We start from the raw sequence: 25,137 nt of genomic DNA, 5'->3' as shown, positions 1-25,137 counted from the left end.
CCAGGGAGCCTGCATGTCCACCGGGAAATCGTCGCCGCGATCGGGCCAAGGTCAAGACCAGGGCACGCTCGAAGCCGGCATCGAAAAGATCAACCGCATCTCGAAAGAGATGCGGGCGCTGGACGTGGCCAGCATCCAGGACCGCTGGGACACGCGGCTGGAGGTGATGCAGAAGAAGGTGAACGCCGCGCTGGCCGACATCTTCGGCATCAGCAGCCCCGAATACAAGAAGCACCAGATGGGTGCGCTGGATGCGGCGCTGGAGTCGGCCTTCGGCGACCGCTATTCCATGGACGAGTTCCAGCAGGCCGTGCGCCAGGGCGTGGACAAGGCCGTGGCGAACCTGAACGCGGTCAAGCAGTTGTTGGCGGACCGCATCGCCAACCCGGATGCAGTGGCGCCCACCGAGGCGCCCGCCCCCGCGTCCACGCCTGCGCCGACGCCTGCCCCGACCGCCGCACCGACGCCGGCCCCCACCCCGAAACCGACGCCTGCGCCGACCCCGAAGCCGACGCCCGCGCCGAAGCCGACCCTGGCCCCCACGCCGGCCCCAACACCGAAGCCGACCCCGGCCGCCACACCGGCGCCGACACCGAAGCCGACGCCGGCCCCGACGCCAAAGCCCACACCCGCTCCCACACCGGCGCCGACCCCGAGGCCGACCTCCGCCCCCACTCCCGCGCCGAAGCCGCCCGCGCCGCGGCCGGCTTCAGCCGTCCCGCCACCTCCAACGTCCTCCAAGCCCATGTCACAAGCCCCACGCATCGCCATCATCGGCCCCCTCGACGACACCGCCAGCGAGGTCTCCGGCTTCGCCGAGCAGATGGGGCTGGAGCCCGTGATCATCGGCAACCCGCCGGGCGGCGGCGCGGCCGTCTCGCTCGACAAGCTGGAGGAGTTGCGCGACCTGGACTTCGCAATCCTGCTGCCCGCCGAGAAGGCGGATGCCGCCGCCTCCCTGCTCGCGACCGGCTTCCTGCTCGCGGTGCTCGGCCGCAACCGGATCTGCTTCGTGACTGGCGACTCGGTGGGCAGCTTGCCCGAACTCGAAGGCGCGCTGAGCATCGTCATCGACGGCGAAGGGGGCATGTGGCGCCTGCTGCTTGCCCGCGAGATGCGCCGCGCCGGGCTCGAAGTCGACCTGAACCGCGCTCTCTGATCATCCGGGCGCTGCGGTGCGGCCCCGATGGACGGGCCGGCCAATTCGTGCGACAACCTGTGGCATGCCAACACAGGAGACAGCCGATGAAGAAGTTTTCGATCGCGGCGGCGCTGGCGCTGCTCGCGCCGCTCGCCGCCCTGGCCCAGGCCTGCCCCGACAAGAACGTCCTGTACTGGCAGGCCTTCCCGCCCGGCGGTGAATCGGATCTGTCGGCGCGGCACCAGCAGGTGGTGTTGAAGAAGCGCTGCCCGGCGGTCGAGACGGTCATCCAGTACAAGGCCGGCGCGGGCGGTGCGCTGATGTGGTCGCAGATGAACGCGCTGCCCGGCGACGGCCTCAACATCGTCGGGGTCAACCTGCCGCACATCGTGTTCCAGCCGCTCGAAGGCACGGTCCAGTACAAGACGCAGGACGTGACCCCGGTCTTCTGGTTCCACTACACGCCTGACCTGCTGGTGGTGCCGGCGCAGAGCGCCATCAAGAACTTCGACGACTTCGTCAAGACGGCCAAGGCCAATCCGGGCAAGCTGAGCCTGGGCGGATCGGGCCTCAACTCCGCCAACCACGCGGCGCACGAACGCCTGAACGCCGCCTTCGGGGTCAAGACGATCTACGTGCCCTTCAAGGGCACCGGCGACATGGCGACTTCGGTGCTGGGCGCGCAGGTCGACGGCGCGATGACGTACACCGTCTTCGCCATCAACAACAAGGAGCGCGTGCGCGCCCTGGCGGTGGCGATGGAGACGCGGCACCCGCTGCTGCCGGACGTGCCGACCTTCAAGGAGCTCGGGGTCGACTGGGTCGATGGCGCCTACCGCGGGATCGGCGTGCCGAAGTCGACGCCACCCGCGGAGCGCAAGCGCATGTCGGACCTTTGGCGCGCCCTCAACAACGACGCGGAAATGAAGGACCTGGCCGCGAAGAACGGCTTCGAGCTCGTCAACGTCGGCGTGGAGGAGATGGACACCTTCATGCAGAGCAAGACCAGGCTCTACACCGAAGGGGCGGCGCGGCTCGGCCTGGGCAAGAAGTAGTGGACGGCCGGGCGCCGCAGGCAAGCGACTGCGGTGTGCCCGCGAGGCTCAGGGCTTCTTGCTGATCTCGTTCAGCGCGGGCCAGGTGGCCATGCTGTCGAAGTCGACGCGCAGCTTCTGGGTGGCCAGCGGCTGGAACTTCGGATCCTTCGGTGCCGGCGGCGCGTGCCCCGTCATCTCGGCCAGGTAGTTGGTCGCCATCGCCTGCACCAGCCCCGCCACCAGGGCGGGGTTGGGCTCATGGCCCGACGACAACTTGATGGCGATTTCGCGCGCGGCGGCCAGGTGGTTCAGCGTGATCTCGACGGAGCGGTCGAACTGGAACTGGTGACTGTCAGGGGGTAGACCGGATTTCGGCAGCATGGCAAGGCCCTTGTTTCGGATGCGCGCATCCTGACCCAGCCCCGCCGCCGCGTCAACCCCGTCGACCTATTCGCACAGTGCGCGGATCGCTGGGGGAATGGGCAGCGCACGGATGCCCGGCGCGCCGTCCTCCCGGTGGCCCGCGAAGATCCGCACCTCGTCGCATTCCATGATGGCGTCCGCGCCTCGCGACACCCGGTAACGCTGAACGAAACTCTTGCCGCGCCATTCGGCCACGCTGGTGTGGATGGCCAGCGTGTCGCCGTAACTGGCCGTCTTGACGAACTTCGCGTGGGTGTCGACCAGCGGGGTGCCGATCACGCCCAGCGTCTTTTCGGTTTCGTGCCAGGGTGGCACGCCGCATTCGATGAAGAAGTGGCGCGAGGCGGCGTCGATCCAGCGGAAGAAGTTGGGAAACCAGACGATGCGCGCGGGGTCGCAGTCGCCGAACTCCACCCGCACCGTGTAGGTGACCTCGCGCGCCATCAGTCCCCCTTGATGTTGCGGGCCTTGATCAGGGCGCCGAAGCGCACGCTGTCGATCTGGGCGCGGGCCGCGAAGTCCTGCGGGCTCATGGGCACCGGGGCGGCGCCGATGGCGTTCATGCGCTCCACGAAGGCGGGGCTTCGCAGGATCTTGTTGATCTCGGTGTTGAGGCGCGAGATCACGGCGGGAGGCGTGGCTGCCGGCGCGTAGAAGCCGAACCAGGTGTCGGCGTCGAATCCTTTCAGGCCGGCTTCGTCCATGGTCGGCACGTCGGGGAACTGCGGCGAACGCTTGGGGCTGCCCACGGCCAGCAGCTTCAGCTTGCCGGCCTTGACGTGCTGCAGGCCGATGCCGGGGTCGAACATGAAATCGATCTGGCCACCCAGCAGGTCCTGCATGGCGGGGGCCGCGCCGCGGTACGGGATGTGGGTGGCGAACGTGTTGGTCTGCGACTTCATCATCTCCGCCGCCAGGTGCGGCGAGCTGCCGTTGCCGGGCGAACCGAAAGTCACCTTGCCGGGATTGGCCTTCAGGTAGGCGATGAATTCGCGCGCGTTGTTGACGGGCAGCTTCGGGTTGACCTCCAGGAACACCAGCACGCGCGCGGCGGCCGCGACCGGCACCAGGTCCTTCGAGGGGTCGAAGGTCATGCGCGGGTACAAGTGGGGATTGATGGAGACCGTGCCCCCGGAACTCATCAGCAGGGTGTAGCCGTCGCCCGGCTGCTTGGCCACGAAGTCGCCCGCGATGTTGCCGTTGGCGCCCGCGCGGTTCTCCACCACGACCGGCTGGCCCAGGGCTTCCTGCAGTGGCTGCCCCACCGCGCGGGCGATCTGGTCGGCGGCACCGCCCGGCGGGAAGCTCACGATCACGCGAACCGGCTTGTTCGGGTAGGCCTGCGCGAAAGCCGCCGGGGCCGCCAGGGCGAGCGGGGCAAAGGCACAGGCGAGCAGGGCGCGGCGCAACAGCTTGTTGTTCATGGGGTGGTCTCCTTGGTCGTCGAAAGAGGAATCATGCCTGCGCCGGCCGGCTGCAGGCCCTTGGGTTGCCGCGTCCAGCGGATGGGTTGGGCCTTGAGCGGGCGCGGCGGGGCTCCGTGTTGAACCAGGGCGGCGTCCAGCGCCTTGCCGGCGTCGTCGGCCAGCGCCGCGTTGCGGGCGGCCGCCACGGCCTGCGCCGCGGCTTCCACAGGCCCGTGGGCCAGGTGATCCAGCACATGCAGCAGGTTCTCCTTGCCGCGCTCGTTGGTGGAGCCGTAGCCCTTGATGAGCCGGCCGCACAGGGCGATCTCGTGGCCGAGCTGCCAATGCCGCTGCGTGCCCTGCACCACGCCAGCCAGCCACTTCTCGATCATCTGTTGCTCCACCGCGTAACGGCTGCCGCGCACGCGCAGCCATTTCAGGCCGGCGAGCGTGCGCAGCGCCAGCATGCCGATCACGCTGTGCGTGCCCACCTTGAGCGGCAGGGCCCAGGGCTGCTGTCCGCGCAGGATGCGCTTGCGGTCCCAGGCCAGCAGCCGCGGCGCCAGCGACGGCGGCAGCAGGGCCGCGAACTCCGGCACGCCGGGCTTGAAGTGGTCGTAGACCTTGAGCAGGTCGTCGTCGCCGGCCTTCACCTCGCGTTGCACGCGCTGCCAGCGCGAACTGCGGCTCTTCAAGTCGGCCACGCGCACGATGTCGTCGAAGGCCATCCACAGGGCCAGCCAGCGCGCCATTTCCTTGGTGGTGGCATGACCGTGCGTGGCGTCCGGGTCGGCCGCGCGCTCGGCTTCAAGCACTTGGCGCAGGCGCCGCACGTACAACTCGGCATAGGCCGTGCCCTGGTATTCGAGCATGCGCGCATAGCCCAGGTGGAACACTTCTTCCACCGGCTGCGGAAAGACGCCCACGTGGCGATGTTGCGGCGGCGAGGCCTGCGGCGCCAGCGTGCCGGGCGTCAGGGCCGGGTCGGCCAGCACCTGGGCCACGAACTCGGCTTGCTGCTTTCCCTGGCCGACGATCTCGAAAGCGCGGGCGAAGCCGCGCAGGCTGGCCTCCGCCCCCTTGCCACCGGCCTTCACGACGGCTTCATAGTCCTTGCGCTGGAACGGGAAGAGTCCACTGCCGGCGACCGCACCCAGCATCACGGCGCTCACCACGGTGCCGCTTTCGCGGGCCACGGCGGCCATGTCGAACACCTGGTGCGCCCGGCTGAAACCCTGCACCAGCTTGAGCATGTCCCCGGCGTCGGCGCGGCCGTCGCCCAGTTGCATGCGTTCCTGCGTGGTCAAGGTGCGGGCCGACGAGGTGATCACCAGCGTGCGGTCCGGCGAGCTCATGCCGTTGCCGACCTGGCGCGCCGTCTCCAGCAACTCCGACGAGACGATCGCATCGAGAGCACCCGGCACCGGGTTCAGGCTGAACACCGGGCGCTTGCCGCCCAGTTCCGCCAGCGGCACCGGGAACACCTCGATGTAATAGGTGGTGGCGCCGGTGCGCTGCGCGACGCCCGGGATGGAACTGCTCTGCGCCGCGTAGCCCGCGTGCCGCGCGACGTCGACCAGCCATTCGGTCAGCACGCCGCCGCCTTCGCCGCCCAGGGCGCAGATGAGGAGGGTGATCGGTTTCATGCGGGTTGCAGGGCGCGCACGACCGCGCCACGGATCGAGTTGAACAGACGCTCATGCCATTGGGGGTTCTGCACGACCTCGGCGCGGTAGAAGCTCGGGCACAGCGTGGCCGCATGCGCGTTCTCGCCGCACAGGCCGCAGCCCACACAGCCGTCGATGACGGTGGCGACCGGGTCCACCTTCAGCGGGTCGGGGTTGTCCTTCAACGTGAGCGTGGGGCAGCCCGAAAGGCGGATGCAGGCGTGGTCGCCGTTGCACACGTCTTCGTCCACGCCGTATTTCACCCGCACCACGCGCTTGCCTTTCTTCAGCAGGCCCGCGATCCAGGGCTTGATGCGGCGCTGGCGCTCCAGCTGGCATTCGCCCTCGGCCACGACCACCTTCAGGCCGTTGAAGTCCGACGTGAACGCCTCGGTCAGCGTCGCGCGCATCTTCGCCACTTCATAGGTGTGCACCGTGCGCAGCCACTGCACGCCCAGGCCCTGCAAGGTGGACTCGATGGTGGTGTTGGTGTGCGTCTGGCTCTTCATGCCGGCGCTGCCCATCTCCTTGAATGCACTGTCGGGCGTCGAGATGAGGTTCTGCGTGCCGGTGGCGGACGAGTAGCCGTTCTTGAAGATCAGCAGCACCGCATCGTCGTTGTTGAAGAGAGCGCTCTGTACCCCCGTCAGCAGCCCGTTGTGCCAGAAGCCGCCGTCGCCCATGATGGCCAGCGTGCGCCGCTGCATCACCGGCGACACGCCGGCGCGGCTGGCCAGGCTCATGCCGTAGCCCAGGATCGAGTGGCCCATGGAGAACGGCTCGAAGGTGCCGAAAGCATGGCAGCCGATGTCGGCCGCGATGTGCATGGGGCCGATCTGCTGCTGCACCATCTTCAGCGCGGAGAACACCGGCCGCTCCGGGCAGCCGATGCAGAAGCCGGGCGGCCGGATCGGCAACGGGGCGCTCAGCGTGCCCGCCGCATCCTGCCGCCGCTGCAGGTTGCCGGCGAGCCAGCGCTTGGCGTCTTCGGCGCCCGCCCCCGGCAGGTAGCTGGAAGCGAACTGCGTCAGGCCCGTGGCCAGCACTTCCACGCTGTACTCGCCGCCGGAAGGCAGCAGGTCCTTGCCGTGCAGCTTCGTCTGGATGTCGCGGCGGCGCAGCAGCGTCGCGATCTCCTGCTCGATGTATTCGGGCTGGCCTTCCTCCACCACCAGCACGGCCCGCTTGCCGACGCAGAATTCGCCGACCTGCTCAGGCACCAGCGGGTAGGTGACGTTCAGCACCAGCAGCGGAATGTCCGTGTTGCCGAAGGCATCGGCCAGGCCCAGCTGCTGCAAACCGCGGATCAGCGCGTTGTAGAGCCCGCCCTGCACGATGATGCCCAGGTCGGCGTGCTTGCCATCGAACAATTCGTTGAGCTTCTGCTCCACGATGTACTTGCGCGCGGCGGGAATGCGCTGGTCGCCCTTGAGCTTCTCGTGGCGGAACGTCACCGGGGGGTGCGCCAGCTTCATGTAGTCGAAGCCGGCCGGGTTCTCCATCAGCGCGCGCGTCGACACCAGGGGCGGCTGGTTGTCCCTGGTCTCGAAGCTGCCGCGCACGTGGCAGGCGCGGATGCGCAGCTCCAGGATGGCCGGCATGTTGGAGGTTTCCGAGAGGCGGAAGCCATGTTCCACCATCTTCACCATCACGCCGAGGTCCGGCCGCGGGTCCAGCAGGCACATGCTGGACTTGAGCGCATAGGCGTGGGTGCGTTCCTGGATCACTGAGGCGCCTTCGCCGTAATCCTCGCCCACGACGATGAGCGCCCCACCAATGACGCCGGGCGACGACAGGTTCGACAGCGCGTCCGCCGCGACGTTGGTGCCGACGATGGATTTCCAGGTGACCGCGCCGCGCAGCGGGTAGTGGATGGAGGCGCCCAGCATCGCGGCCGCGGACGCTTCGTTCGAGCAAGCCTCCACGTGCACACCCAGCTCGTCCATGTACGGCTTGGCCTGCACCATCACGTCGAGCAGGTGCGAAACCGGCGCGCCCTGGTAGCCGCCCACGTAGGCGACGCCCGACTGCAGGAGCGCCTTGGTGATGGCGAGGATGCCTTCCCCATGGAAGGTGTCGCCCGCGCCCAGGCGCAGCAACTCGATCTCTTTCGCGAATGAAACTTCCAAGGGGCGTCTCCAGATGAATCTGGGAGTTTCGCCGCTGCTCAGTCATTCATCAATAAAATGACATGACTAAGTGTTATGAACGCCATGCATAGTGAAGAGCTTCGCTGCCGGCCGTCACATGCCGACACCACCGATACCAATGACCGCCCCGCAGGTGGGGGGAATCGCGCGAAAGTGGGGGCATGCGCGCTGCGTCTACGCGCGTCCAAGGAGTTATCCGATGAAAGCCCTCACATTGCTTGCCCCCATCGCCGTGGTGCTTGCCGGCTGCACCACGTACCGCGTGTCCTATGTCGATCCGGTCTATGCGCCACGCCCGGTGGCGGTGGTCCCCGCGCCGGCCGTGATCGCGGCCACGCCGCTGGCGGACATCGATGGCGACGGCGTGCCGGACGTGTCCGACCGCATGCCCTACGACTCGCGTTTCCGCTGAACCCGCGCCGCGCCGCCGCCGGGGGCAACGCCCTGGGACCGCCCCGGCGGTAGCGCGATGCACATCAAGGACATCGACCTCAACCTGCTGCGGCTGTTCGACGCCGTCCATCGTACGAACAACGTCAGCCGGGCCGCCGAGCTGCTCGACCTCACGCAGCCCGCCGCCAGCCAGGGCCTGACCCGCCTGCGCGCGCTGCTGCACGATCCGCTCTTCATGCGCGCCGCCGGCGGCGTGCAACCCACGCCCAAGGCGCAGAGGCTGGCGGAACCGGTGCGGCAAGCACTGGCGATGATCGAACAGGCGCTGGGCGACGCCGGCGGCTTCGAGCCGCGCACGTCGCGGCGCAGCTTCCAGCTGCACATGAGCGATATCGGCGAAGGCCGCTTCCTGCCGGAGCTGATGACCGCCTTGCGCGAGCGCGCGCCCGGCGTGCGGGTGGAGACCCGGCCGCTGCCGCGCAGCCAGATCACCGAGGCGCTGGACACCGGCCGCATCGACTTCGCGTTCGGCTTCCTGCCGGGCGTCAAGGAGACTCAGCGCAGCCGCCTGCTGAAGGACCGCTACGTGGTGCTGCTGCGTGAAGGGCACCCCTTCACGCGGAAACGGCGCACCGGCGCGGCCCTGCTCGGGAGTTTGCGCGAACTCGAGTTCGTCACGGTCCGCTCGCACGCCGACACGCTGCGGATCGTGCAGCAGCTGCAGCTGGAAGACCGCCTGCGCCTGGTCACCGAGCACTTCATGGTGCTGCCCGCCATCGTGAAGGCCACGGATCTGGCGGCCGTGATGCCGCGCAACATCGCGCGCGGTTTCGAAGGCGGCTATGCGATCGTCGAGCCGGCTTTCCCCGAACGCGATTTCGAGGTGGCCCTGCACTGGAGCCGACGTTTCGATGCGGACCCCGGCAACCGGTGGCTGCGCGCCGTGATCGAGGAGCTGTTCAAGGAATAGGAGCCGGGTTCCCGGGCTGACGCTCAGGCGAGCGCACGCCGCTGCGCACGCCGCCGCTCGTTGCGCCAGTGCCGGTACGCGCACATCGCGTCCAGCCCGAGCTTGGTCTCCACGGCCGCGCCCAGGCCGAATTGCGCATCGAGGTTGGGCGGCACGGAGCCGTCCCAGCGCAGCATGGCCAGCGCCAGCTCGAGGCCGGCGACGTGGTGCTCGTCGGTGTCATGGCGCGGGCTGCGCCGCGCGGCCTCGCGCTGGATCTCCAGCAGCAGGCGCTTGAGGAAATCCAGTTCGGTCTTCGACAGGGTGAGGGCGTCCATGGACCCAGGTTCACCCTGGCGCCCTTCCCGCCTTGTCAGCGTGCGGCGTGAGCGCGCCTAGGAAGACGGCGTACGACCACGCGGGCCAGCCGCCCACCTCGGCTGCCGACCTATTTGGCCAGCGCTTCCAGCCGGGCAGCGGCCTCGCGCTTGCCAATGCCACGCAGCGCCGCGATCGCTGCAAGCTGGGCCGCTCGCGGGCGCGCCTTGCCGAGCTCCCACTTGTAGACCGATTGGCCGGAAACGCCGAGCAGGGCCGCGAAATCGGCCGCCGAAAGGCCGAGCTTGCGGCGCTGGGCGCCGAAGCGCTTGGCGCTGAAGCGCAGGTTCTGGCCGCCCTCGTCGTCGGCTTCAGGCGCGGCGGCGGCGCGCGCAGGCGCCTTGCCCACGCGGCGCAACTGCCGCTCCAGGGTGTCGACACGGCGGCGCAACGCCGCGATCTGGCTGCGATACTGGCTGGAAGCTTTCTTGAAGTCCTGGGTCTGGGCCTTGACTTCCTTGCGTGCGATCCTGGAAATCTCGCCCTTGAAGACGGCTGCGATATTTGGCATGAGTTGATTGGATTCGTGTGGCGCCGCTCAGCGGTCGCTTGAAACTCCCGTGGCCTATCTTAGCCGCTGTACGAAAGTAATCATCCGCCAAGCTCATCCGTTGCCGCCAACGCGCCGGAAGCACGGGTCCGGTCAGGCCCCACAATGCGCAGATAAGAACAGGAACGTCCGATGCAACCATGGAAACCGCGGTGAGCGCTGCACTGGAACTTGCCGTCATCGATGTGCGGCCCGGGGCCGCGATGGAGAGCCAGTCGGGCCTGCAGTTGCTGCGGCCGCGCATCTACGGCGCCTGGATGCAGCCCGTCGGACCGCGGCGTGTTGCCGCCATCGTCATGCATCCGGCCAGCAATTTCATGGGGCACTACCTGATCGCGCCGCTGGCTGCGCGCGGCGTCGCTTGCATGGGGCTCAATTCGCGCTACGCCGGCAACGACACCTTGCTGCTGATGGAACGCGCCATCCAGGACCTCGGGGCCGGCGTGCAGTTCCTGCGCGCGCGGGGCTACGACAAAGTCGTGCTCATCGGCAATTCCGGCGGCGCCGCCCTGGCGGCGCTGTACCAGGCGCAGGCGGAAAACCTCACGATCGAACGCATGGTCGATGGCGACGCGGCCGGGCTGTCGCCCGCGGACTTGCCGCCGGTGCAGGGCCTGGCGCTCTGCGCGGCGCATGAAGGCCGCTCCCACCTGATGCGCCACTGGATCGATCCGTCGCTCACGCACGAGCATGACGGGCTTTCGGCCGATCCGGCGCTCGACATGTATGACGCCGCCAACGCGCCCCCTTTCGATGAGGCGTTCCTCGCGCGCTTTCGTGCCGCGCAACAGGCGCGCTACCGGCGCATCGACGAGCAGGTGCGGGCGCGCCTGCACCTGCTGCGCGCGCAAACCGCGCCGGGCAGCCCGCGCGATGAAACCTTCGTCGTGTACCGCACCCATGCCGATCCGCGCTTCCTCGACCTGCGGCTGGATGCGAACGACCGCGCGGTCGGCAGCGTTTGGGGCAACGGCGCCGCCGGCGCGCGCGCCGTCAACTATGCGGCCAGCCAGATGGGCCGCATCACCTCGCTGACGGCCTGGCTGTCCCAATGGTCACCGGCCAGCCGGGGTGATGGCCCCGCCAACCTGGCGCGCACCAGCGTGCCCGTGCAGCTGTTCACCTACACCGCGGACCAGTCCACGTTCCCCAGCACGCGCGACGCCTGGCTGGCCGCGGGCGGCCCCCGCATCCACAACATCGACGTGCCCGGTGGCAACCACTACCTCGCCGGCCAGCCCGCGCTGGCGGAACAGGTCGCGGACGCGATGGCGGCGTGGATGCTGGCGTTGTGACCGGTCTCCGCATGCGGTCCCTTTTCATCGCATTCGGCCTCGCCGGCGCCGCCTGGTGCGCGGCGGCGCAGAACATCCCCTTCGTCGACGCGCACGCCCACCTCAACGATGCCGCGATGCAGCTCGAACTGATGGACCGGCATGGCGCGAGCCACGCCGTGGTCTTCTGGGGTGGACGCAGCGACAACGCGTCCGTGCTGGGTGCGGCGCGCGAGCACGCGCCGCGCCTGATCCCCTTCGCGTCCATCTCGCCGGAGCGCACCGCGTATGGGCCCCTCTGGCGGGCCGACGACACCAGACTGCTGGACGAGCTCGACGCCTTGCTCGCCACCGGCCAGTACAGGGGCATCGGTGAACTGTCGGTGGCGCACTTTCCCGCGGCTGGTTTCCCGGAGACCGACTACCCGCTGGGCGGGGCGATGATGGGCGGCATCCTCGCGCTGGCCCGCAAGCACAAGCTGCCGGTGATGCTGCACGTGGAGATCACGCGGCTGGCGGAGCTGGACGCGCTGCTGGAACGCCACCGCGAAGTGACTGTCATCTGGGCGCACGGGGGCTACACCCCGCTGTTCCTGGCGCGGCGCATGCTGGAGCGGCACCCCAACCTCGTCTACGAGCTGAGCGCGCGCACCTGGGCGCACCATCCCCGCTCGCCGGAGTACACCTTGCTGCGCGACGGCGCCGCCGTCTGGCCCGAGTGGCTGGCACTGGTGGAGGCCCAGCCCCAGCGTTTCATCGTCGGTACCGACGCCAGCGGACGCTCACGCGCCAACGATGCGATGAAGTTCGAGAGCGTGCAGAACTTCCTGCGGCAACTGAGCCCGCGCGCCCGTGAACTGGTTGGCAGGCGCAACCTGCTGCAGCTGGTCGGCTTGTGACTTCCTGTCGGCGCCGTCCTACACCGGAGTCAGACGCCGAATCCTAGGATCAGCCTCCTTGGAGGGGCCCATGCGCCGTGAATCCACCGCCAGTGTTCGTGCCAGGCTTGCCCGGTCGCCGGTCTGGACGGCGTTCCGCCACGCAGGCAGGGGATGGAGGGCCGGCGACACGCGGCCCGCGTCCACGCAGCCGGTCTCGACCCAGCCCATGTCCCCTGGCGTTGCCCCGCTGGACGGTGTCCGCGCCGTGTTCTGGCAGGCCTACCGGCACTTGTTCCCGCCGCACTCGCTGGCCGGGCAGACGCCCAACGGCAGCATCGTGATCTCGTGGTCGGTGGTGGACGATCCGCACGCCAGCCACCCGTATGCGGCACCCGTGCTGCTGCGGCTCGACGAGGGTCTGGTCGACCTGATGGCCAGCAGCGATGCGGGCCAGCGCCGGCGCATCGCGCAGACCCACGAGCCGACCTTGCGGGAAGGCTTGCGCGGCTACGACCCCTTTGCCCGCATTCCCAATGCGCGGGTCGTGAGTCTGGGCTAGGAATCCGCCATTCCTGTGACATAGGTTGCTACCTCCGTCCTAATGGATGGAATAACATGCGGCCCAAATCACTACGGGGGAGGGCGCATGGCGCGGGAACTGGAGATCAAGTACGACCAGAAGGCGGTCACGCCTTTCTGGCGCAAGCTGCCCTTCTTCTTCCTCTTTCCGTTCCGCTTCGGCCCGCTGATCTTCCTCGCGTGCATCATCACGGCCAGCGCCCTGGCCGGCCTCGCCCTCGGCAGTTTCAGCCTCATCCTCAAGGGCTTCCTGGTCTACCTCGGCCTGCGCTATGCCTTCAACGTGCTGGAGCTGTTCTCCAAGGGCCGCTTCGAAGGCGAATCGGTCGACCACCGGCTCTGGGGCCCGGAGAAGCGGCCGGCCAAGCTGGGCCTGGTCATCGCCCTCTTCATCGTCCTCGGGGCCAACATCGGCAACCTGGCGCTCGACGGCCGCGTGGCGGCTGACCCGCGGACGCAGGAGCGCTTGGTCGAGCGCTACAAGCAGGATCACGCGGAAGAAGTGGCCCAGCTCGAACGCGAGCGCGCGGCCTACCAGCAGGCGCTCGCCCGCGCGCAGGCCGAAGCGGCCGCCGCCGCGGCGCGGCCTTCATCCACCGACGAGGACGGCAACACCTTCACGGCGGCCGCCGAACCGGCGGACCTGCCGTCCGAGCCGCCGGGCGGCACGACCCGCGCCGAAATGATCGAGCGCGCGATGCCCGCCTTCGGCGACCTGCTGTGGTTCCAGCTGCAGCCGATGTGGTTCTGGCTGTTCATGGCCGTCCTGAGCCTGATGCTGCCGGCGGCGGCCATCGTGATCGCGCTGGAGGACAGCCTGCCGCGCGCCTTCAACCCGTTCAACGTCATCACGCTGGTGCAGGCCATGGGCAGCGCGTACTTCGTGCTCTGGGGCTTCTTCCTGGCGATCGCCGGCTCACGCCAGCTCGCCCTGGTCGTGGGCCAGGGCTGGCCTCCGGCCGTGCGCTTCCCGCTGGAAATGGCGGTCGCCAACTACCTCGGCCTGGTGCTCTTTGCGCTGATGGGCTATGCGCTGTACCAGTTCCACCAGGAGCTGCACCTGGACGTCGACGTCGACTTCGACGAGCACCGCGAAGCGGGCGGCGCCGAAGCGATTGCAGCGGCCGGCTCCGCACGCGCAGCCGCCGTGAAGCAGGGCGCGGTGCCGGCGGACCCCTGGGAACGCAAGGTGCACGACCTGGTGACGCAAGGCAACTTCAAGGACGCCATCGGCGAAGTGCGCGACCGCATGCGCTACGACCGCATGGATGTTCCACTGAACCAGCGGCTGCATGCGCTCTTGCTCAGGCAAGCCGACGATGCGGCCACGCTGGCGCATGGCCAGCAGTTCGTGACCGCGCTGGCGCGCGCCGGCCTGGGGCGCGAACTGGCCGAGGCGCTGCGCAAGCTGCAGGCGCTGGACGCCACCTTCCTGCCAGCGGATGGTGACGCCGTGCTGCCGGCCGCCACCGCCGCCGTGCAGCAGCGAGACTTCGCGCTGGCGACGCAGCTGCTGCGCGGCTTCGACAAGCGCTTCCCGGGTCACAAGGACACGCCGGGTGTGTACTTCCTCGGCGCCCGCCTGCTCAGCGAACAGAACCGCCAGCACGACAAGGCCGCACGCATCCTGCGGTCCGTGCTCCAGCATTTTCCCGAGCACCCGGTCGCGCCGGAGGCCAGGAACTACCTGCAGGTGCTGGAGCGGATGATGGCGAAGGCAGCCGGCACCGGCGCCACCGCCTGAGCATCGCTGCTCGCGGCGGCCGCCCGCCGCGGGCCCAGCCCATTGACGAGCTGACGGCGGCTGTTCCATACTGCCCGCGCCTTGCCGGCGAAGGTCCCCAGTCAAAAGCGGGACCGCCGGTGCGGGCAGGGGAGGACCACCTTTGGGGACGAATGAGGCATTGCCGGCAGCAGGGCCGGTCGAGCTTTTCTACAGCTATGCGCACGAGGACGAGGTGCTGCGCGAAGAGCTGCAGGGCCACCTGAAGATCCTCGAGCGTCGCGGCCTCGTCAAGGCCTGGCACGATCGCAAGATCGTGGCCGGCCAGGACTGGTCCGGCGCGATCGACGCCCACCTGCATTCCGCGGAACTCGTGCTGCTGCTCGTGAGCAGCGACTTCATCGGGTCCGACTACATCATGAGCACCGAACTCGAGGTCGCGATGCGCCGGCATGCGCAGCAGCAGGCCACGGTGGTGCCGATCATCGTCCGGCCGGTGGACCTGTCCTCCGAAGATGCGGAGGACTTCCCGTTCCTCAAGCTGCAAGGGCTGCCCACGGACCTGAAGGCCGTGACCTCGTGGAGCAACCGCGACGAGGCTTGGACCAACGTGGCGAAGGGCCTGCGCGCCGCGGTGATGGCGATCCGCGCGCGGCGTCCGCCTGCGCCGGCCGCGATGGTCCGCAACACGCGTGGCGGCGGAACATCGAACTTCGCGCACGCGCCGGCGAAGCCGGCCGCCGATGACGCCGTCCTGCAGCAACTTGTCGGCGGAGTGGTGGGCCAGGTCGTCCAGGCGCAGGAGGCGCGTGGCCAGCCACCGATGGATGCCAGCGCTGTCGACGCATTGCGGCACCAGGCCCGGGTGCTGGTCGATGTTCCCGACCAGCGGCGGATCCTCTGGGTGGACGACCAGCCGCAAGGCAACCGCCATGAAGCGGCGGCGCTCGCGAAGCTCCAGATCGAGGTGGTGCAGGTGCTCAGCACCGACGATGCGATGGACCGGTTGCAGGAAGACGCCGAGGCTTTCGACCTGGTGATCTCCGATTGGGAGCGCGCCGGTGAACCCCCCGAAGCCGGACTCCGGCTTTTCACCCGCATGCGTGATGCGGGGCTGGCGGTGCCCGTCGTCTACTACCACGGGGCGCAAGGCGGGCTGCGGCGCCAGCGGGCGGACCAGGTGCTTGCGCTCGGGGCTGCCGGTGAAGCCGTGCTGCCAGGCGAACTGCTGGCACTGGTGGCCAAGGCGCTGGGAGGCGGCTAGCCGCGCGCGTGTCCGGCCGCGACGACAAGAGCAATCAGGAGGGGCGATGGCGACGAAGAATTCCCAAGTGTTCACGTTTGTCGTGCATGGCGAAGTGCCAGCCCGGGCGCCGCAGCGTCCCAAGCGGCTCCCGCCGAAGGCGCGGCAGAAGGAATCCATCCTCGTCGGCACGCCGCGGCGGGGCGATGCAAAGCCGCATCGCGTCACGGCCCGCGAAGGTGAAGACGTCGTCGTGCTCACGCTCGCCAACGGGCCCCGCCTGGTCCTCCATCCGGCCAACGCGGCGGAGCTCTTTCGGGCGCAAGCCGATTCCGTCCAGCGCTCGCCCTCGCGGGGCAAGAGTGACGGCACCGACATCCCCGTGCCGGCGCAGCTCGCCTGGCCGGGACGTTCGGGCGCGACCGCACGCGGCACCGCCCGCAACATCCTGTCCGCGGGCGCCACGCTGCTGCAACTCGACATCGTGGAGCTGTTCAAGGACCCCGCGGTGGACCTTGCCGCCGCCGCCGTGACGCTGGCGCTGGACGGCAAGGTCGCCGAGGGGGTCTACGCCCTTTCGCCCACGAAGCGTCCAGAAGCGCTCAAGCGCAAGGCCAAGCCCATCCAGGTGCCGCCGGCCGAGGACGGCGGACCGATGCTGGTCATGCTGCATGGCACATTCGTCGACACCGACAGCACCTTCGGCAAACTGTGGACCCTGCACCCCGAGCGGGTCCGCGCGCTCTTTACCTCCTACAAGGACCGCGTCTATGCGCTCGACCATCCCACGATGGGACGCAGCCCGATCGGCAACGCGCTGACGCTGGCCAAGGCGCTGCCCGCCGGAGCGCGGCTGCACCTCGTCACCCATTCGCGCGGCGGCCTGGTGGGCGAGGCGCTGGCGCGCGCATGCGGCGGCGGCGCGCTCCGCCCGGAGGAGTTGGCCCTTTTCGCGCGGCCGGGCTACGAGACGCATGCGAAGGAGCTGAAGGAGCTCGTCAAGGTGGCCCAGGCAAAGGGCCTCCAGGTGGAGCGCATGGTGCGGGTCGCTTGCCCGTCGCGCGGCACGCTGCTGGCGTCCAGGCGCCTGGACGCCTACCTGTCCGTTCTGGAGTGGAGCCTCGAACTCGCGGGCGTCCCGCTGCTGCCTGAAATCGTGGACTTCCTCCACGAGGTCGCGCGGCGGCGCGCCCGCCCGGAGGAGTTGCCGGGACTGGAAGCGCTCATGCCGGAGAGCCCCGTCGTTGCCTGGCTCAACTCGCGACCGGATCCCATTCCTGGTGAGCTGCGGGTCGTGGCAGGCGACGTGGAAGGCGAGTCCCTGCTTTCCTGGCTGAAAACACTGGTCGCGGACGCCTACTACTGGACCGACAACGACCTGGTGGTCCAGACCCGGTCGATGTACGGCGGCATGCCGCGCAAGGCCAATTCACGCGGTGCGGCGGCCCGGTTCGTGCTTGACCGCGGGGCCAACGCCACGCACTTTGGCTACTTCTCCAACAGCAGCACGGCAACGGCGATCACCGACGCGCTGTTGCGCGATGACCCCCCGGGATTCCAGGACATCGGCATCCTGTCATGGGCCGGCGAGGAAGCCAGCGGAACACGTGCCGCGGCTGCGACGAAGCGATCGCGCGGCACCGCGCAGGAGCGCGCGGCCCGGCCCGCAGTGCTGGTCCTGCCCGGCATCGTCGGTTCCAACATCGCCCTCAAAGGCGACAGGGTGTGGCTGGGTGCGGGCTTCGTCAATGGCTTGAAGAAGATGGCGTGGGACCCGAAGACCGACCAGGACTTCTCGGCCACGACGCCGATCGGGTTCATCTACGACGATCTCATCGACCGGCTGGCCGACACACATGAAGTGCTGCCATTCGCGTACGACTGGCGTCGGCCCATGGAGGACGAGGCACGCCGCTTGGCCGCGGCCGTGGAAGGCGCGCTGGCCATCCGCGGAGCGAGCGGGCAGCCGGTGCGCATCATCGCCCATTCGATGGGGGGACTGGTCGCGCGCACGATGCAGCTGGAGGCGCCCGACACCTGGAAGCGGATGATGGCCAGGGACGGGGCCCGCCTGGTCATGCTGGGCACGCCCAACGGTGGATCGTGGGCGCCGATGCAGATCCTGTCCGGCGATGACGACTTCGGCAACACCCTGGCGGCGCTGGGTTCTCTCTTCGACAATCGCGGCGCGCGCCAGGTCATGGCAGGCATGCCCGGTTTCCTGCAGTTGCAGGCGGGGTTGCTCGACCCGGCCCTTGGCCTGGGACAGGAATCGACTTGGCGCGAGCTGGCGCGCAAGGACATCGAGTCCCTGCTGGAACGCAACCACTGGCACGAGCCCAACGCGCAAAAGGCGGTCTACCAATGGGGCGCGCCGCCGCAGAAGGTCCTGGACCGCGCTGTCGCATTGCGCACGCGGCTCGATGCGCAACTCGGATCCCTGGCAGCCGACGCCTCCAAGATCTGCCTGGTCGTCGGCACGGCGGAATTCACGCCGGCGGGCTACGTCCTGGACAACGAAGGACTCGAGTACCTCGCGGCGGTCCGCGGCGGGGATGGCCGCGTCCCCCTGGAGAGCGCCTTGCTGCCCGGCGTGAAAACGTGGCAGGTGGACGCCGCGCACGGCAAGCTGCCAGACGTCCGCTCCGCATTTCAGGGCTACGTGGACCTCCTCGTCCAAGGCAAGACCACGAACCTGGCAGCGACCGAAGCAGGGTTGCGTGACGCGGGATCCCGGGCCGCGCCCGCCTCTTCGCCCAAGGTCCGGACCCGGCCCGCGCGCGCATTCCAGGCCTGGCAGGAGCCGGCGAGCCCGTACGATGAGGTGGGCGAGGGCACGGCCGGGAGCGGACAGCATCGGCCAGGTGCCGCGCTCCAGGTGCGCGTGCTGAACGGCGATCTGCAATTCATCCGTGAGCCGCTGCTCGTGGGCCACTATCGTGCGTCGCGCCTGAGCGGAGCGGAGCGTGTCGTCGACCGGATGGTCGGCAAGGCCATGCGGCGCGCGCTGGACACCGGGCTTTACCCGGATGCCCCGGGTTCGCACCAGATCTTCGGGAATCGCCGGCCCAACCCCGAGAACCCGCTGGAGCTTGCGCGCCCGGCATCGGTGGTCGTGGTCGGCATCGGCGAGGAGGGCAAGCTGGACGCGGGGCGACTCGCGCAGGCGGTTCGCCAGGGCGTTCTCGCGTACGCCCAGCGTCTCTCCGAAGTCGAGGAGACCGCTCCGCATTTCGACCTGGCGGCAACGCTGATAGGCAGCGGCGGAACGGGGGTCACCGTCGGGTCGGCCGCCCAGGCCATCGTCAACGGAGCGCTCGATGCCATGGCCCGGATCGCGGAACAGAATGCCGAGGGGGAAGCGGGCGGCTGGCCCCAACTGGGCCAGCTGACCCTGGTGGAGTTGTACCTCGACCGGGCCACCGAAGCATGGCGCGCGCTCGGCCAACTGGAGGAGGCGGAGCCGGGCCGGTTGCGCGTGGCGCCCGAAGTGGCGATCGAACGCGGGGCGCTGCGCCGGATGCTCGACGCCGGTTACCGCGGCGCGGACTACGACTTCATCAGTGTGCTGGGAGCCAAGGGGCCAGGCGAGACGCAGTGCTTGAACTACCGCCTCGACACGACCCGTGCGCGTGCCGAAGTCACGGGCCAGCACGCGCAGGCGGCCTTGCTGAGGCAGCTGGTGAACGTGGCTTCGAACGACGCCAACACCGATCCGCAGATCGGGCGCACGCTGTTCCAGTTGCTGGTGCCCGTCGAGATCGAGGCCTACCTGGCCGGCAGCGGCGAAATGGTGATCGAGCTGGACGATCAGACGGCCGCCATCCCCTGGGAAATGCTCGACACCACGGACGCACGCCGGCCCGACCAGAAGTCTCCTTGGGCCATCCGCTCCAAACTGATCCGGAAGCTGCGCACGGACGTCTTCCGGGGCGCCGTGAACGACGCGGGGGCGGACGACAGCGTGCTGATCATCGGTGAGCCCGAGTGCGATCCTGAACGCTACCCGCCGCTGGACGGGGCCCGCCGGGAAGCCGCGGCCGTGCGTGACCGCATGGCCACCGTGCTGCCCCCTTCGTCGATTCGTGATCTCGTCGACCGCAACGATGCGAAATCCATCATCTCGGCCCTGTTCGAAAGGCCCTATCGGATCATCCACGTCGCCGGTCACGGGGAGCCCGGTCCGCAAGGGGGGGTGGTGCTGTCGGGCGCGCATACCTTCCTCGGGGCGAACGAGATCCGCGCCCTGCGCGTGGTTCCGGAGCTGGTGTTCCTCAATTGCTGCCACCTGGCGGCGCGCGATTTCCGTGGAACGCCGCGGCGGTTCGACCGGTCCGCGTTCGCGGCCAACATTTCCGACGAATTGATCCGCGCTGGCGTGCGCTGCGTCGTCGCCGCCGGCTGGGCAGTGGAAGACGATGCCGCGGAACAGTTCGCTGGCGCCTTCTATTCGGCACTGCTGGCTGGTGCGCGCTTCATGGACGCGGTAGCGCGTGCACGCGAGGCTGCCTATGCGTGCAATCCGGCAGGCAACACCTGGGCGGCGTACCAGTGCTACGGGGATCCCGAATGGACATGGCGCGCCGGGACGGGCGACGCCCAGCGGCCCACGCCGCCCCTCGCCGACGTGCTGGCAGCGGTCGCCACCCCGCCAGCACTGTGCCTGGCACTCGAGAACCTGGCGAGCGATGTCGAGTTCGGCCGCACGTCGGTGCAGACTGCAAGCGACCGCCTGCAGTACCTGGAGAAGCAGTTCGGGACGCGATGGGGTGGCATGGGCATGGTGTCCGACGCGTTCGGCGTGGCGTATGGGCGGGCCGGGGACGCGGAGTCGGCTGTCCGCTGGTACACCACCGCGGTCCAGGCGGCCGATGGGACGGCCAGCTTCCGCGCCGCCGAACAGCTCGCCAACCACATCGTGCGGGCCGCCGAGAAGCGGGGCGACGTCGCCGCCGCGCTCGACGGCATCGCGCGCCTTGAGGCGCTGGTGGCCATCCACCGGACGCGCGAGCGGGAAAGCCTGCTGGGTTCGGCCTACAAGCGGTTGACGATGATCCAAACCAAGGCCAGGCGGCGGCGCGATGCGTTGCGCGCCCTGGGACGCGCGGCGACTCACTACCACGCCGCTGAAAAACTGGCCGTTGCCCAGGGGGCGGCCGACCTGTTTTACCCGGCGAAGAACGCCTTGAGTTGCGAATTGCGCGCGGCGCTCTTTGCCGGCAAGCCGTTGACCCTGGACGCCGCGCGCGTGCAGCTGGTGCGTGGCGCGATGGAGCGCTCCGCATCCGAGGCGCCCGAGTTCTGGACGGTGGTCGGACTCACCGAACTCCTGATCCTGGAGGCGCTGGTGGAAGGCCGTCTCGCGCCGCAGCTGCAAGGTTTCCTGGCCAGCCTGCGGGACCTGAAGGATCGCGTGCCGGCACCCAACTTGTGGGACTCGGTGCTGAACGAAGGCGAGTTCACCCTGGTCCCCTACATAGGCAAGACCCGGAACGCCGCGGAGAAGCGGGCGGCCACGGATCTCTTGGGCGCGCTGCGGGAGCTGGCGGAGGCTAGGAGCGAGCCCGAAGCGCCCGCAGCAAGTTCTCGGCGGTCGCCGGCGCGTCCAGCCGGACAGCGGAACCCTCGTGGTGCGCGACCGCGTCCCGCAGCGCCTCCCAAACGCTGATCGCCAGCATGAAAGGCGGCTCGCCCACCGCCTTGCTGCCCCCCACGTTGTCTTCGCGGTTGGCTTCCGGCCAGAGCGCCACCTTGAAGTGCTCCGGCACATCGCCGGCCGCGGGGATCTTGTAGGTGCTGGGGGCGTGGGTGGTCAGCAGCCCCTGGTCGTTCCACACCAGTTGCTCCGTGGTTAGCCAGCCCATGCCCTGGATGAAGCCGCCTTCGATCTGGCCGATGTCGATGGCCGGGTTGATCGGGGTGCCCGCGTCATGGAGGATGTCGACCTTGAGCACGCGGCTTTCGCCGGTCAGCGTGTCGATGGCGACCTCGGTGCAGGCGGCGCCGTAGGCGAAGTAGAAGAACGGCCGCCCGGTCAGCGTGTGCTTGTCGTAATGGATCTTGGGCGTCTTGTAGAAGCCGTCGCTCCACAGCTGCACGCGTGAGTGGTAGGCATCGTCGACCAGCTGGTCCCAGGCGATGACGGCACCCGGCGCACTCACCTGGCCGCGCGCGAAGAGCACCTGTTCGGGCCGGCAGTTCTGCTTGTCCGCGACGTACGCGGCCAGGCGATCGCGCACCTGCCGCGCCGCGAACTGCGCGGCGCGCCCGTTCAGGTCGGTGCCGCTGGACGCCGCGGTGGCGCTTGCGTTGGGCACCTTGCTGGTGTCGGCGGCCGTCACGCGCACGCGCTCGAAAGGAACACCCAATTCGTCAGCCACGACCTGCGCCACCTTGGTGTTCAGGCCCTGGCCCATCTCGGTGCCGCCGTGGTTCACCTGCACGCTGCCGTCGGTGTACACATGCACCAGCGCCCCGGCCTGGTTGAAGAAGGTGGCGGTGAAGGAGATGCCGAACTTGACGGGCGTGATCGCCATCCCGCGCTTGATGACGGGGCTGTCGGCATTCCACTTGGCGATTTGCTGGCGCCGCGCGCGATAAGCTGAAGTCGTTTCCAGGCGCGACAGCAACGGCGCGAGGATGTTGTCCTCCACCGTCATCTGGTAGTGCGTGGTGTTGCGCTCTTCGATCCCGTACAGGTTGCGCACGCGCACATCGAGCGCGTCCAGCCCGAGGTGCCGCGCGATGTCGCCCAGGATCGCCTCGATCGCGATCATGCCCTGCGGCCCGCCGAAGCCGCGGAAGGCCGTGTGGCTCTGCGTGTTGGTCTTGCAGCGGTAAGAAACGATCTCGACGTCGCTCAGGAAGTACGCGTTGTCCGCGTGGAAGACTGCGCGGTCAGCGACCGGCCCGCTCAAGTCGGCGCTGAAGCCGCAGTTGGCCGCGAGCATGAGCTTCAGGCCGGTGATGAGGCCGTTGGCGTCGAAGCCCACCTGCCAGTCGTAGGCGAACGGGTGCCGCTTGCCCGTCACCAGAAAATCGTCGTCGCGATCCAGCCGAAGCTTCACCGGCCGCTTGAACTTGTGCGCAGCCAGCGCGGCCCAGACAGCGATGTGGCCCGCCTGCGTTTCCTTGCCGCCGAAGCCGCCCCCCATGCGCCGGCATTCGACCTTCACGGCGCTGTTCTCCAGGCCGAGGGCATGCGCGACCCAGTGCTGCACTTCTCCGGGGTGCTGGGTGCTGGAATGGATCCACCACTGGTCCTGCTCCAGCGGCAGCGCGTAGCCGACCTGGCCTTCGAGGTAGAAGTGTTCCTGGCCGCCGACTTCCAGCGAGCCCGTGAGCTGGTGGGCGGCCTGCGCGATGCCGCGCTCGGGCTCACCGCGGCGCACGGTGACGGGTGGCAGCACGAAGCTTTGCGCGGCCAATGCATCGCGCACGTCGAGAACGGCGGGCAAGGCTTCGATGTCCAGCTTTACCTGGCGCGCCGCGCGCCGCGCCTCCATGACGGTCCGCGCCACCACCAGGCCGACCACCTGGCCGATGTGCTGCACGGTGTCGATGGCGAAGATGGGTTCATCGTGCACGAAGGTCGCGAGCAAGGGGTCGCCCGGGATGTCCGCGGCCAGCACCACGCCGCGCACGCCCGGCATGGCCAGTGCTGTGCGGGCGTCCACGGCGCGCAGCTTGCCGTGCGCCACGCTGGAGAGGATGGGGGCCGCGTGGAGCGTGCCTTTGACTTCGGGAATGTCGTCGATGTAGGTGGCGGCGCCCGCCACCTGCGCCCGCGCGCTTTCATGCGGATGCGACTGGCCCGTGGCCGGCTGCGAAGCCGACCGGGCGACAAAGTTGTCGGGGGCGTTCATGCGGTGGCCTCGTCCGTCTCGTCGAGCCGGAAGCTCTCCAGGTTGATGCGCTGCTCGCCCTGGCTCTCCAGCCAGAAGCGCTGCATCAGGTTGCCCAGGACCTCGGCGCGGTAGGCCGCGGAGGCGCGCATGTCGCTGATCGGCTGGAACTGCGTTCGCAGCGCCTGCGCCGCGGCCTGCGCGGCTTGCGCCGTCCAGGGCTGGGCGCGCAGGGCGGCTTCCGCCTGCGTCGCGCGCACGGGTGTCGCGGCGACGCCGCCCGCCCCGACGCCGGCTTGCACCACCGCATCGCCGTCCAGCCGCAGGTTCACGACGAGGCACACCGCCGAGATGTCGTCGTCGAAGCGCTTGGAGATCTTGTACGCACGCAGGAACTCGCCGGGCACCGGCCGCGGCACCTGGATCCACGCCACCACTTCATCGTCGGCCAGCACGTTCTTGCGGTAGCCGGTGTAGAAGTCTTCCAGCGGCATCTGCCGGTGCCCGCGCGTGCTCATGAGCACCACATGGGCACCCAGCGCGATCAGCAGCGGCATCGAATCGCCGATGGGCGAGCCGTTGGCGACGTTCCCGCCCAGCGTCCCGGAGTTGCGCACTGGAAGCCCGGCGAAGCGGTCGGCGAAGGTCTTGAGCTGCGGCCGGTCGGCCACCAGCGCGCCGTACGCTTCGGCCAGCGTCGCCGCCGCGCCGATCGCCACGTGGTTCTCGTAGACCTCGACGCGACGCAGTTCCTCGACCTGCGTCACGTCCAGCACCTGGGGGAAGCGCTTGTGCATCTTGGTCACCCAGAGGCCGACGTCGGTGCAGCCCGCGACGATCTGCGCCTGCGGATGGGCGCTGCGTTGCGCCAGCAGCTGCGGCAAGTTGCGCGGCATCAGGTAGGCCGGGCCCCGCGCGTCGTCCGCGTAGCCATCGGCCAGCGCGGTCAATTGCAGCAGCACCTCGGTCTCATTGATGCGGGCCGGGGGCAGGTTGGCCATGCTTTGGGCGGCATCGAAGATGGGCCGGTAGCCGGTGCAACGGCACAGGTTGCCAGAGAGGTCGGCCTGCGCAGCTTCGCGCGAGATCGCTTCGCCCCGGCAGACGCGGTTCTGGTACATGCCGAACAGGCTCATCACGAAGCCGGGCGTGCAGAAGCCGCATTGCGAGCCATGGCACTGCACCATCGCTTCCTGCGCGGGATGCAGGGTGCCGTCGGGCGCGGCCAGGTCCTCGACCGTCCACAGCGCCATGCCGTCGACCGAATGCGCGAGGCGGATGCAGCTGTTGATCGCGCGGTATTGCAGCTCGCCGTGGCGGGCCTCGCCGAGGACGACGGTGCAGGCGCCGCAGTCCCCTTCGCCGCAGCCTTCCTTGGTGCCGGTACAGGCCAGGTCCTCCCGCAGCACCTCCAGCAGCGTGCGGTCGGGTGGTACATTGGCCAGACTGACCAGTTCGCCACCCCGGATGAATCGGATCGTCTTGGCTTCCATGGGTGA

General features: G+C 69.1%; 19 protein-coding genes. 10 read left to right on the top strand and 9 right to left on the bottom strand.

The features are described from left to right. The first annotated feature begins 13 nt into the window (after positions 1–13). Complete coding sequence (locus FN976_RS06960; protein WP_145892257.1) at positions 14–1,159, top strand: hypothetical protein; 1,146 nt, start codon at positions 14–16, stop codon at positions 1,157–1,159. An 86-nt stretch (positions 1,160–1,245) separates the two neighbouring features. Next, positions 1,246–2,196, top strand: a complete 951-nt coding sequence (locus FN976_RS06955; protein ID WP_145892256.1) for a tripartite tricarboxylate transporter substrate binding protein — start codon at positions 1,246–1,248, stop codon at positions 2,194–2,196. A gap of 48 nt (positions 2,197–2,244) precedes the next feature. Here FN976_RS06955 and FN976_RS06950 read toward each other — a convergent pair whose 3' ends face one another. The 5 genes from FN976_RS06950 to FN976_RS06930 all read right to left on the bottom strand — a co-directional run bounded on the left by FN976_RS06950 (position 2,245) and on the right by FN976_RS06930 (position 7,803). Next, a complete protein-coding gene (locus FN976_RS06950; RefSeq protein ID WP_145892255.1) occupies positions 2,245–2,559 on the bottom strand; it encodes a hypothetical protein in 315 nt (104 codons plus the stop codon). 66 nt (positions 2,560–2,625) lie between these two features. Continuing rightward, complete coding sequence (locus FN976_RS06945; protein ID WP_145892254.1) at positions 2,626–3,045, bottom strand: acyl-CoA thioesterase; 420 nt, start codon at positions 3,043–3,045, stop codon at positions 2,626–2,628. After that, positions 3,045–4,025, bottom strand: coding sequence for a Bug family tripartite tricarboxylate transporter substrate binding protein (locus FN976_RS06940; protein WP_145892253.1), 981 nt, complete (start codon positions 4,023–4,025; stop codon positions 3,045–3,047). The genes FN976_RS06945 and FN976_RS06940 overlap by 1 nt, the downstream gene beginning before the upstream one ends. Beyond that, a complete protein-coding gene (locus FN976_RS06935; protein WP_145892252.1) occupies positions 4,022–5,653 on the bottom strand; it encodes an indolepyruvate oxidoreductase subunit beta family protein in 1,632 nt (543 codons plus the stop codon). The genes FN976_RS06940 and FN976_RS06935 overlap by 4 nt, the downstream gene beginning before the upstream one ends. Then, entirely contained in the window at positions 5,650–7,803 is a 2,154-nt protein-coding gene (locus tag FN976_RS06930; RefSeq protein ID WP_145892251.1) for a thiamine pyrophosphate-dependent enzyme, read from the bottom strand. Before FN976_RS06930 ends, FN976_RS06935 begins: the two co-directional genes overlap by 4 nt. Before the next feature lie 220 nt (positions 7,804–8,023). Here FN976_RS06930 and FN976_RS06925 point away from each other — a divergent pair, with 220 nt between their 5' ends. Together FN976_RS06925 and FN976_RS06920 are read left to right on the top strand one after the other, a co-directional pair. Continuing rightward, the gene (locus FN976_RS06925) at positions 8,024–8,236 is read left to right on the top strand and encodes a hypothetical protein (RefSeq protein ID WP_145892250.1); all 213 of its coding nucleotides are present in this window, start codon (positions 8,024–8,026) and stop codon (positions 8,234–8,236) included. 57 nt (positions 8,237–8,293) lie between these two features. Beyond that, on the top strand, positions 8,294–9,187 hold the full coding sequence (locus FN976_RS06920) for a LysR family transcriptional regulator (protein WP_145892249.1): 894 nt from the start codon (positions 8,294–8,296) through the stop codon (positions 9,185–9,187). A 23-nt stretch (positions 9,188–9,210) separates the two neighbouring features. Here FN976_RS06920 and FN976_RS06915 read toward each other — a convergent pair whose 3' ends face one another. Continuing rightward, positions 9,211–9,504 (bottom strand): hypothetical protein, encoded by a 294-nt coding sequence (locus FN976_RS06915; RefSeq protein ID WP_145892248.1) that lies wholly within the window; start codon positions 9,502–9,504, stop codon positions 9,211–9,213. A 110-nt stretch (positions 9,505–9,614) separates the two neighbouring features. After that, complete coding sequence (locus FN976_RS06910; protein ID WP_145892247.1) at positions 9,615–10,055, bottom strand: helix-turn-helix domain-containing protein; 441 nt, start codon at positions 10,053–10,055, stop codon at positions 9,615–9,617. A gap of 242 nt (positions 10,056–10,297) precedes the next feature. On the opposite strand from FN976_RS06910, the gene FN976_RS06905 reads away from it, so the two are divergent. The 6 genes from FN976_RS06905 (at position 10,298) to FN976_RS06880 (ending at position 21,462) form a co-directional block, all read left to right on the top strand. Then, positions 10,298–11,389: an alpha/beta fold hydrolase gene (locus FN976_RS06905; protein ID WP_432417853.1), complete on the top strand. Its 1,092-nt coding sequence runs from the start codon at positions 10,298–10,300 to the stop codon at positions 11,387–11,389. 11 nt (positions 11,390–11,400) lie between these two features. Beyond that, on the top strand, positions 11,401–12,267 hold the full coding sequence (locus tag FN976_RS06900; protein ID WP_145892245.1) for an amidohydrolase family protein: 867 nt from the start codon (positions 11,401–11,403) through the stop codon (positions 12,265–12,267). A 208-nt stretch (positions 12,268–12,475) separates the two neighbouring features. Then, positions 12,476–12,808: a hypothetical protein gene (locus FN976_RS06895; RefSeq protein ID WP_145892244.1), complete on the top strand. Its 333-nt coding sequence runs from the start codon at positions 12,476–12,478 to the stop codon at positions 12,806–12,808. A gap of 87 nt (positions 12,809–12,895) precedes the next feature. Next, entirely contained in the window at positions 12,896–14,572 is a 1,677-nt protein-coding gene (locus tag FN976_RS06890; protein ID WP_145892243.1) for a tetratricopeptide repeat protein, read from the top strand. 142 nt (positions 14,573–14,714) lie between these two features. Next, on the top strand, positions 14,715–15,815 hold the full coding sequence (locus FN976_RS06885; RefSeq protein WP_222432779.1) for a toll/interleukin-1 receptor domain-containing protein: 1,101 nt from the start codon (positions 14,715–14,717) through the stop codon (positions 15,813–15,815). Positions 15,816–15,861: 46 nt separating this feature from the next. Then, the gene (locus tag FN976_RS06880; RefSeq protein WP_145892241.1) at positions 15,862–21,462 is read left to right on the top strand and encodes a CHAT domain-containing protein; all 5,601 of its coding nucleotides are present in this window, start codon (positions 15,862–15,864) and stop codon (positions 21,460–21,462) included. Here the strand turns inward: FN976_RS06880 and xdhB are convergent. After that, entirely contained in the window at positions 21,347–23,659 is a 2,313-nt protein-coding gene (gene xdhB / locus FN976_RS06875) for a xanthine dehydrogenase molybdopterin binding subunit (RefSeq protein ID WP_145892240.1), read from the bottom strand. The two genes, FN976_RS06880 and xdhB, sit on opposite strands and share 116 nt — an antisense overlap. Further along, positions 23,656–25,131, bottom strand: a complete 1,476-nt coding sequence (gene xdhA / locus FN976_RS06870) for a xanthine dehydrogenase small subunit (RefSeq protein WP_145892239.1) — start codon at positions 25,129–25,131, stop codon at positions 23,656–23,658. Before xdhA ends, xdhB begins: the two co-directional genes overlap by 4 nt. Positions 25,132–25,137: the final 6 nt, after the last annotated feature.

It is taken from the genome of Caenimonas sedimenti (assembly GCF_007833165.1).
Taxonomy (GTDB): domain Bacteria; phylum Pseudomonadota; class Gammaproteobacteria; order Burkholderiales; family Burkholderiaceae_C; genus Ramlibacter; species Ramlibacter sedimenti.
This window is presented reverse-complemented; position numbering and strand designations above follow the sequence as displayed.

Excerpts from the sequence above, each read along its gene's own strand:
- FN976_RS06955 (WP_145892256.1), top strand. The coding sequence starts at position 1,246 with ATGAAGAAGTTTTCGATCGCGGCGGCGCTGGCGCTGCTCGCGCCGCTC.
- FN976_RS06880 (WP_145892241.1), top strand. The coding sequence starts at position 15,862 with ATGGCGACGAAGAATTCCCAAGTGTTCACGTTTGTCGTGCATGGCGAA.
- FN976_RS06925 (WP_145892250.1), top strand. The coding sequence starts at position 8,024 with ATGAAAGCCCTCACATTGCTTGCCCCCATCGCCGTGGTGCTTGCCGGC.
- FN976_RS06935 (WP_145892252.1), bottom strand. The coding sequence starts at position 5,653 with ATGAAACCGATCACCCTCCTCATCTGCGCCCTGGGCGGCGAAGGCGGC.
- FN976_RS06905 (WP_432417853.1), top strand. The coding sequence starts at position 10,298 with ATGGAGAGCCAGTCGGGCCTGCAGTTGCTGCGGCCGCGCATCTACGGC.
- FN976_RS06950 (WP_145892255.1), bottom strand. The coding sequence starts at position 2,559 with ATGCTGCCGAAATCCGGTCTACCCCCTGACAGTCACCAGTTCCAGTTC.
- xdhA (WP_145892239.1), bottom strand. The coding sequence starts at position 25,131 with ATGGAAGCCAAGACGATCCGATTCATCCGGGGTGGCGAACTGGTCAGT.
- xdhB (WP_145892240.1), bottom strand. The coding sequence starts at position 23,659 with ATGAACGCCCCCGACAACTTTGTCGCCCGGTCGGCTTCGCAGCCGGCC.
- FN976_RS06915 (WP_145892248.1), bottom strand. The coding sequence starts at position 9,504 with ATGGACGCCCTCACCCTGTCGAAGACCGAACTGGATTTCCTCAAGCGC.
- FN976_RS06900 (WP_145892245.1), top strand. The coding sequence starts at position 11,401 with ATGCGGTCCCTTTTCATCGCATTCGGCCTCGCCGGCGCCGCCTGGTGC.
- FN976_RS06960 (WP_145892257.1), top strand. The coding sequence starts at position 14 with ATGTCCACCGGGAAATCGTCGCCGCGATCGGGCCAAGGTCAAGACCAG.
- FN976_RS06920 (WP_145892249.1), top strand. The coding sequence starts at position 8,294 with ATGCACATCAAGGACATCGACCTCAACCTGCTGCGGCTGTTCGACGCC.
- FN976_RS06895 (WP_145892244.1), top strand. The coding sequence starts at position 12,476 with ATGTCCCCTGGCGTTGCCCCGCTGGACGGTGTCCGCGCCGTGTTCTGG.
- FN976_RS06945 (WP_145892254.1), bottom strand. The coding sequence starts at position 3,045 with ATGGCGCGCGAGGTCACCTACACGGTGCGGGTGGAGTTCGGCGACTGC.
- FN976_RS06890 (WP_145892243.1), top strand. The coding sequence starts at position 12,896 with ATGGCGCGGGAACTGGAGATCAAGTACGACCAGAAGGCGGTCACGCCT.
- FN976_RS06940 (WP_145892253.1), bottom strand. The coding sequence starts at position 4,025 with ATGAACAACAAGCTGTTGCGCCGCGCCCTGCTCGCCTGTGCCTTTGCC.
- FN976_RS06910 (WP_145892247.1), bottom strand. The coding sequence starts at position 10,055 with ATGCCAAATATCGCAGCCGTCTTCAAGGGCGAGATTTCCAGGATCGCA.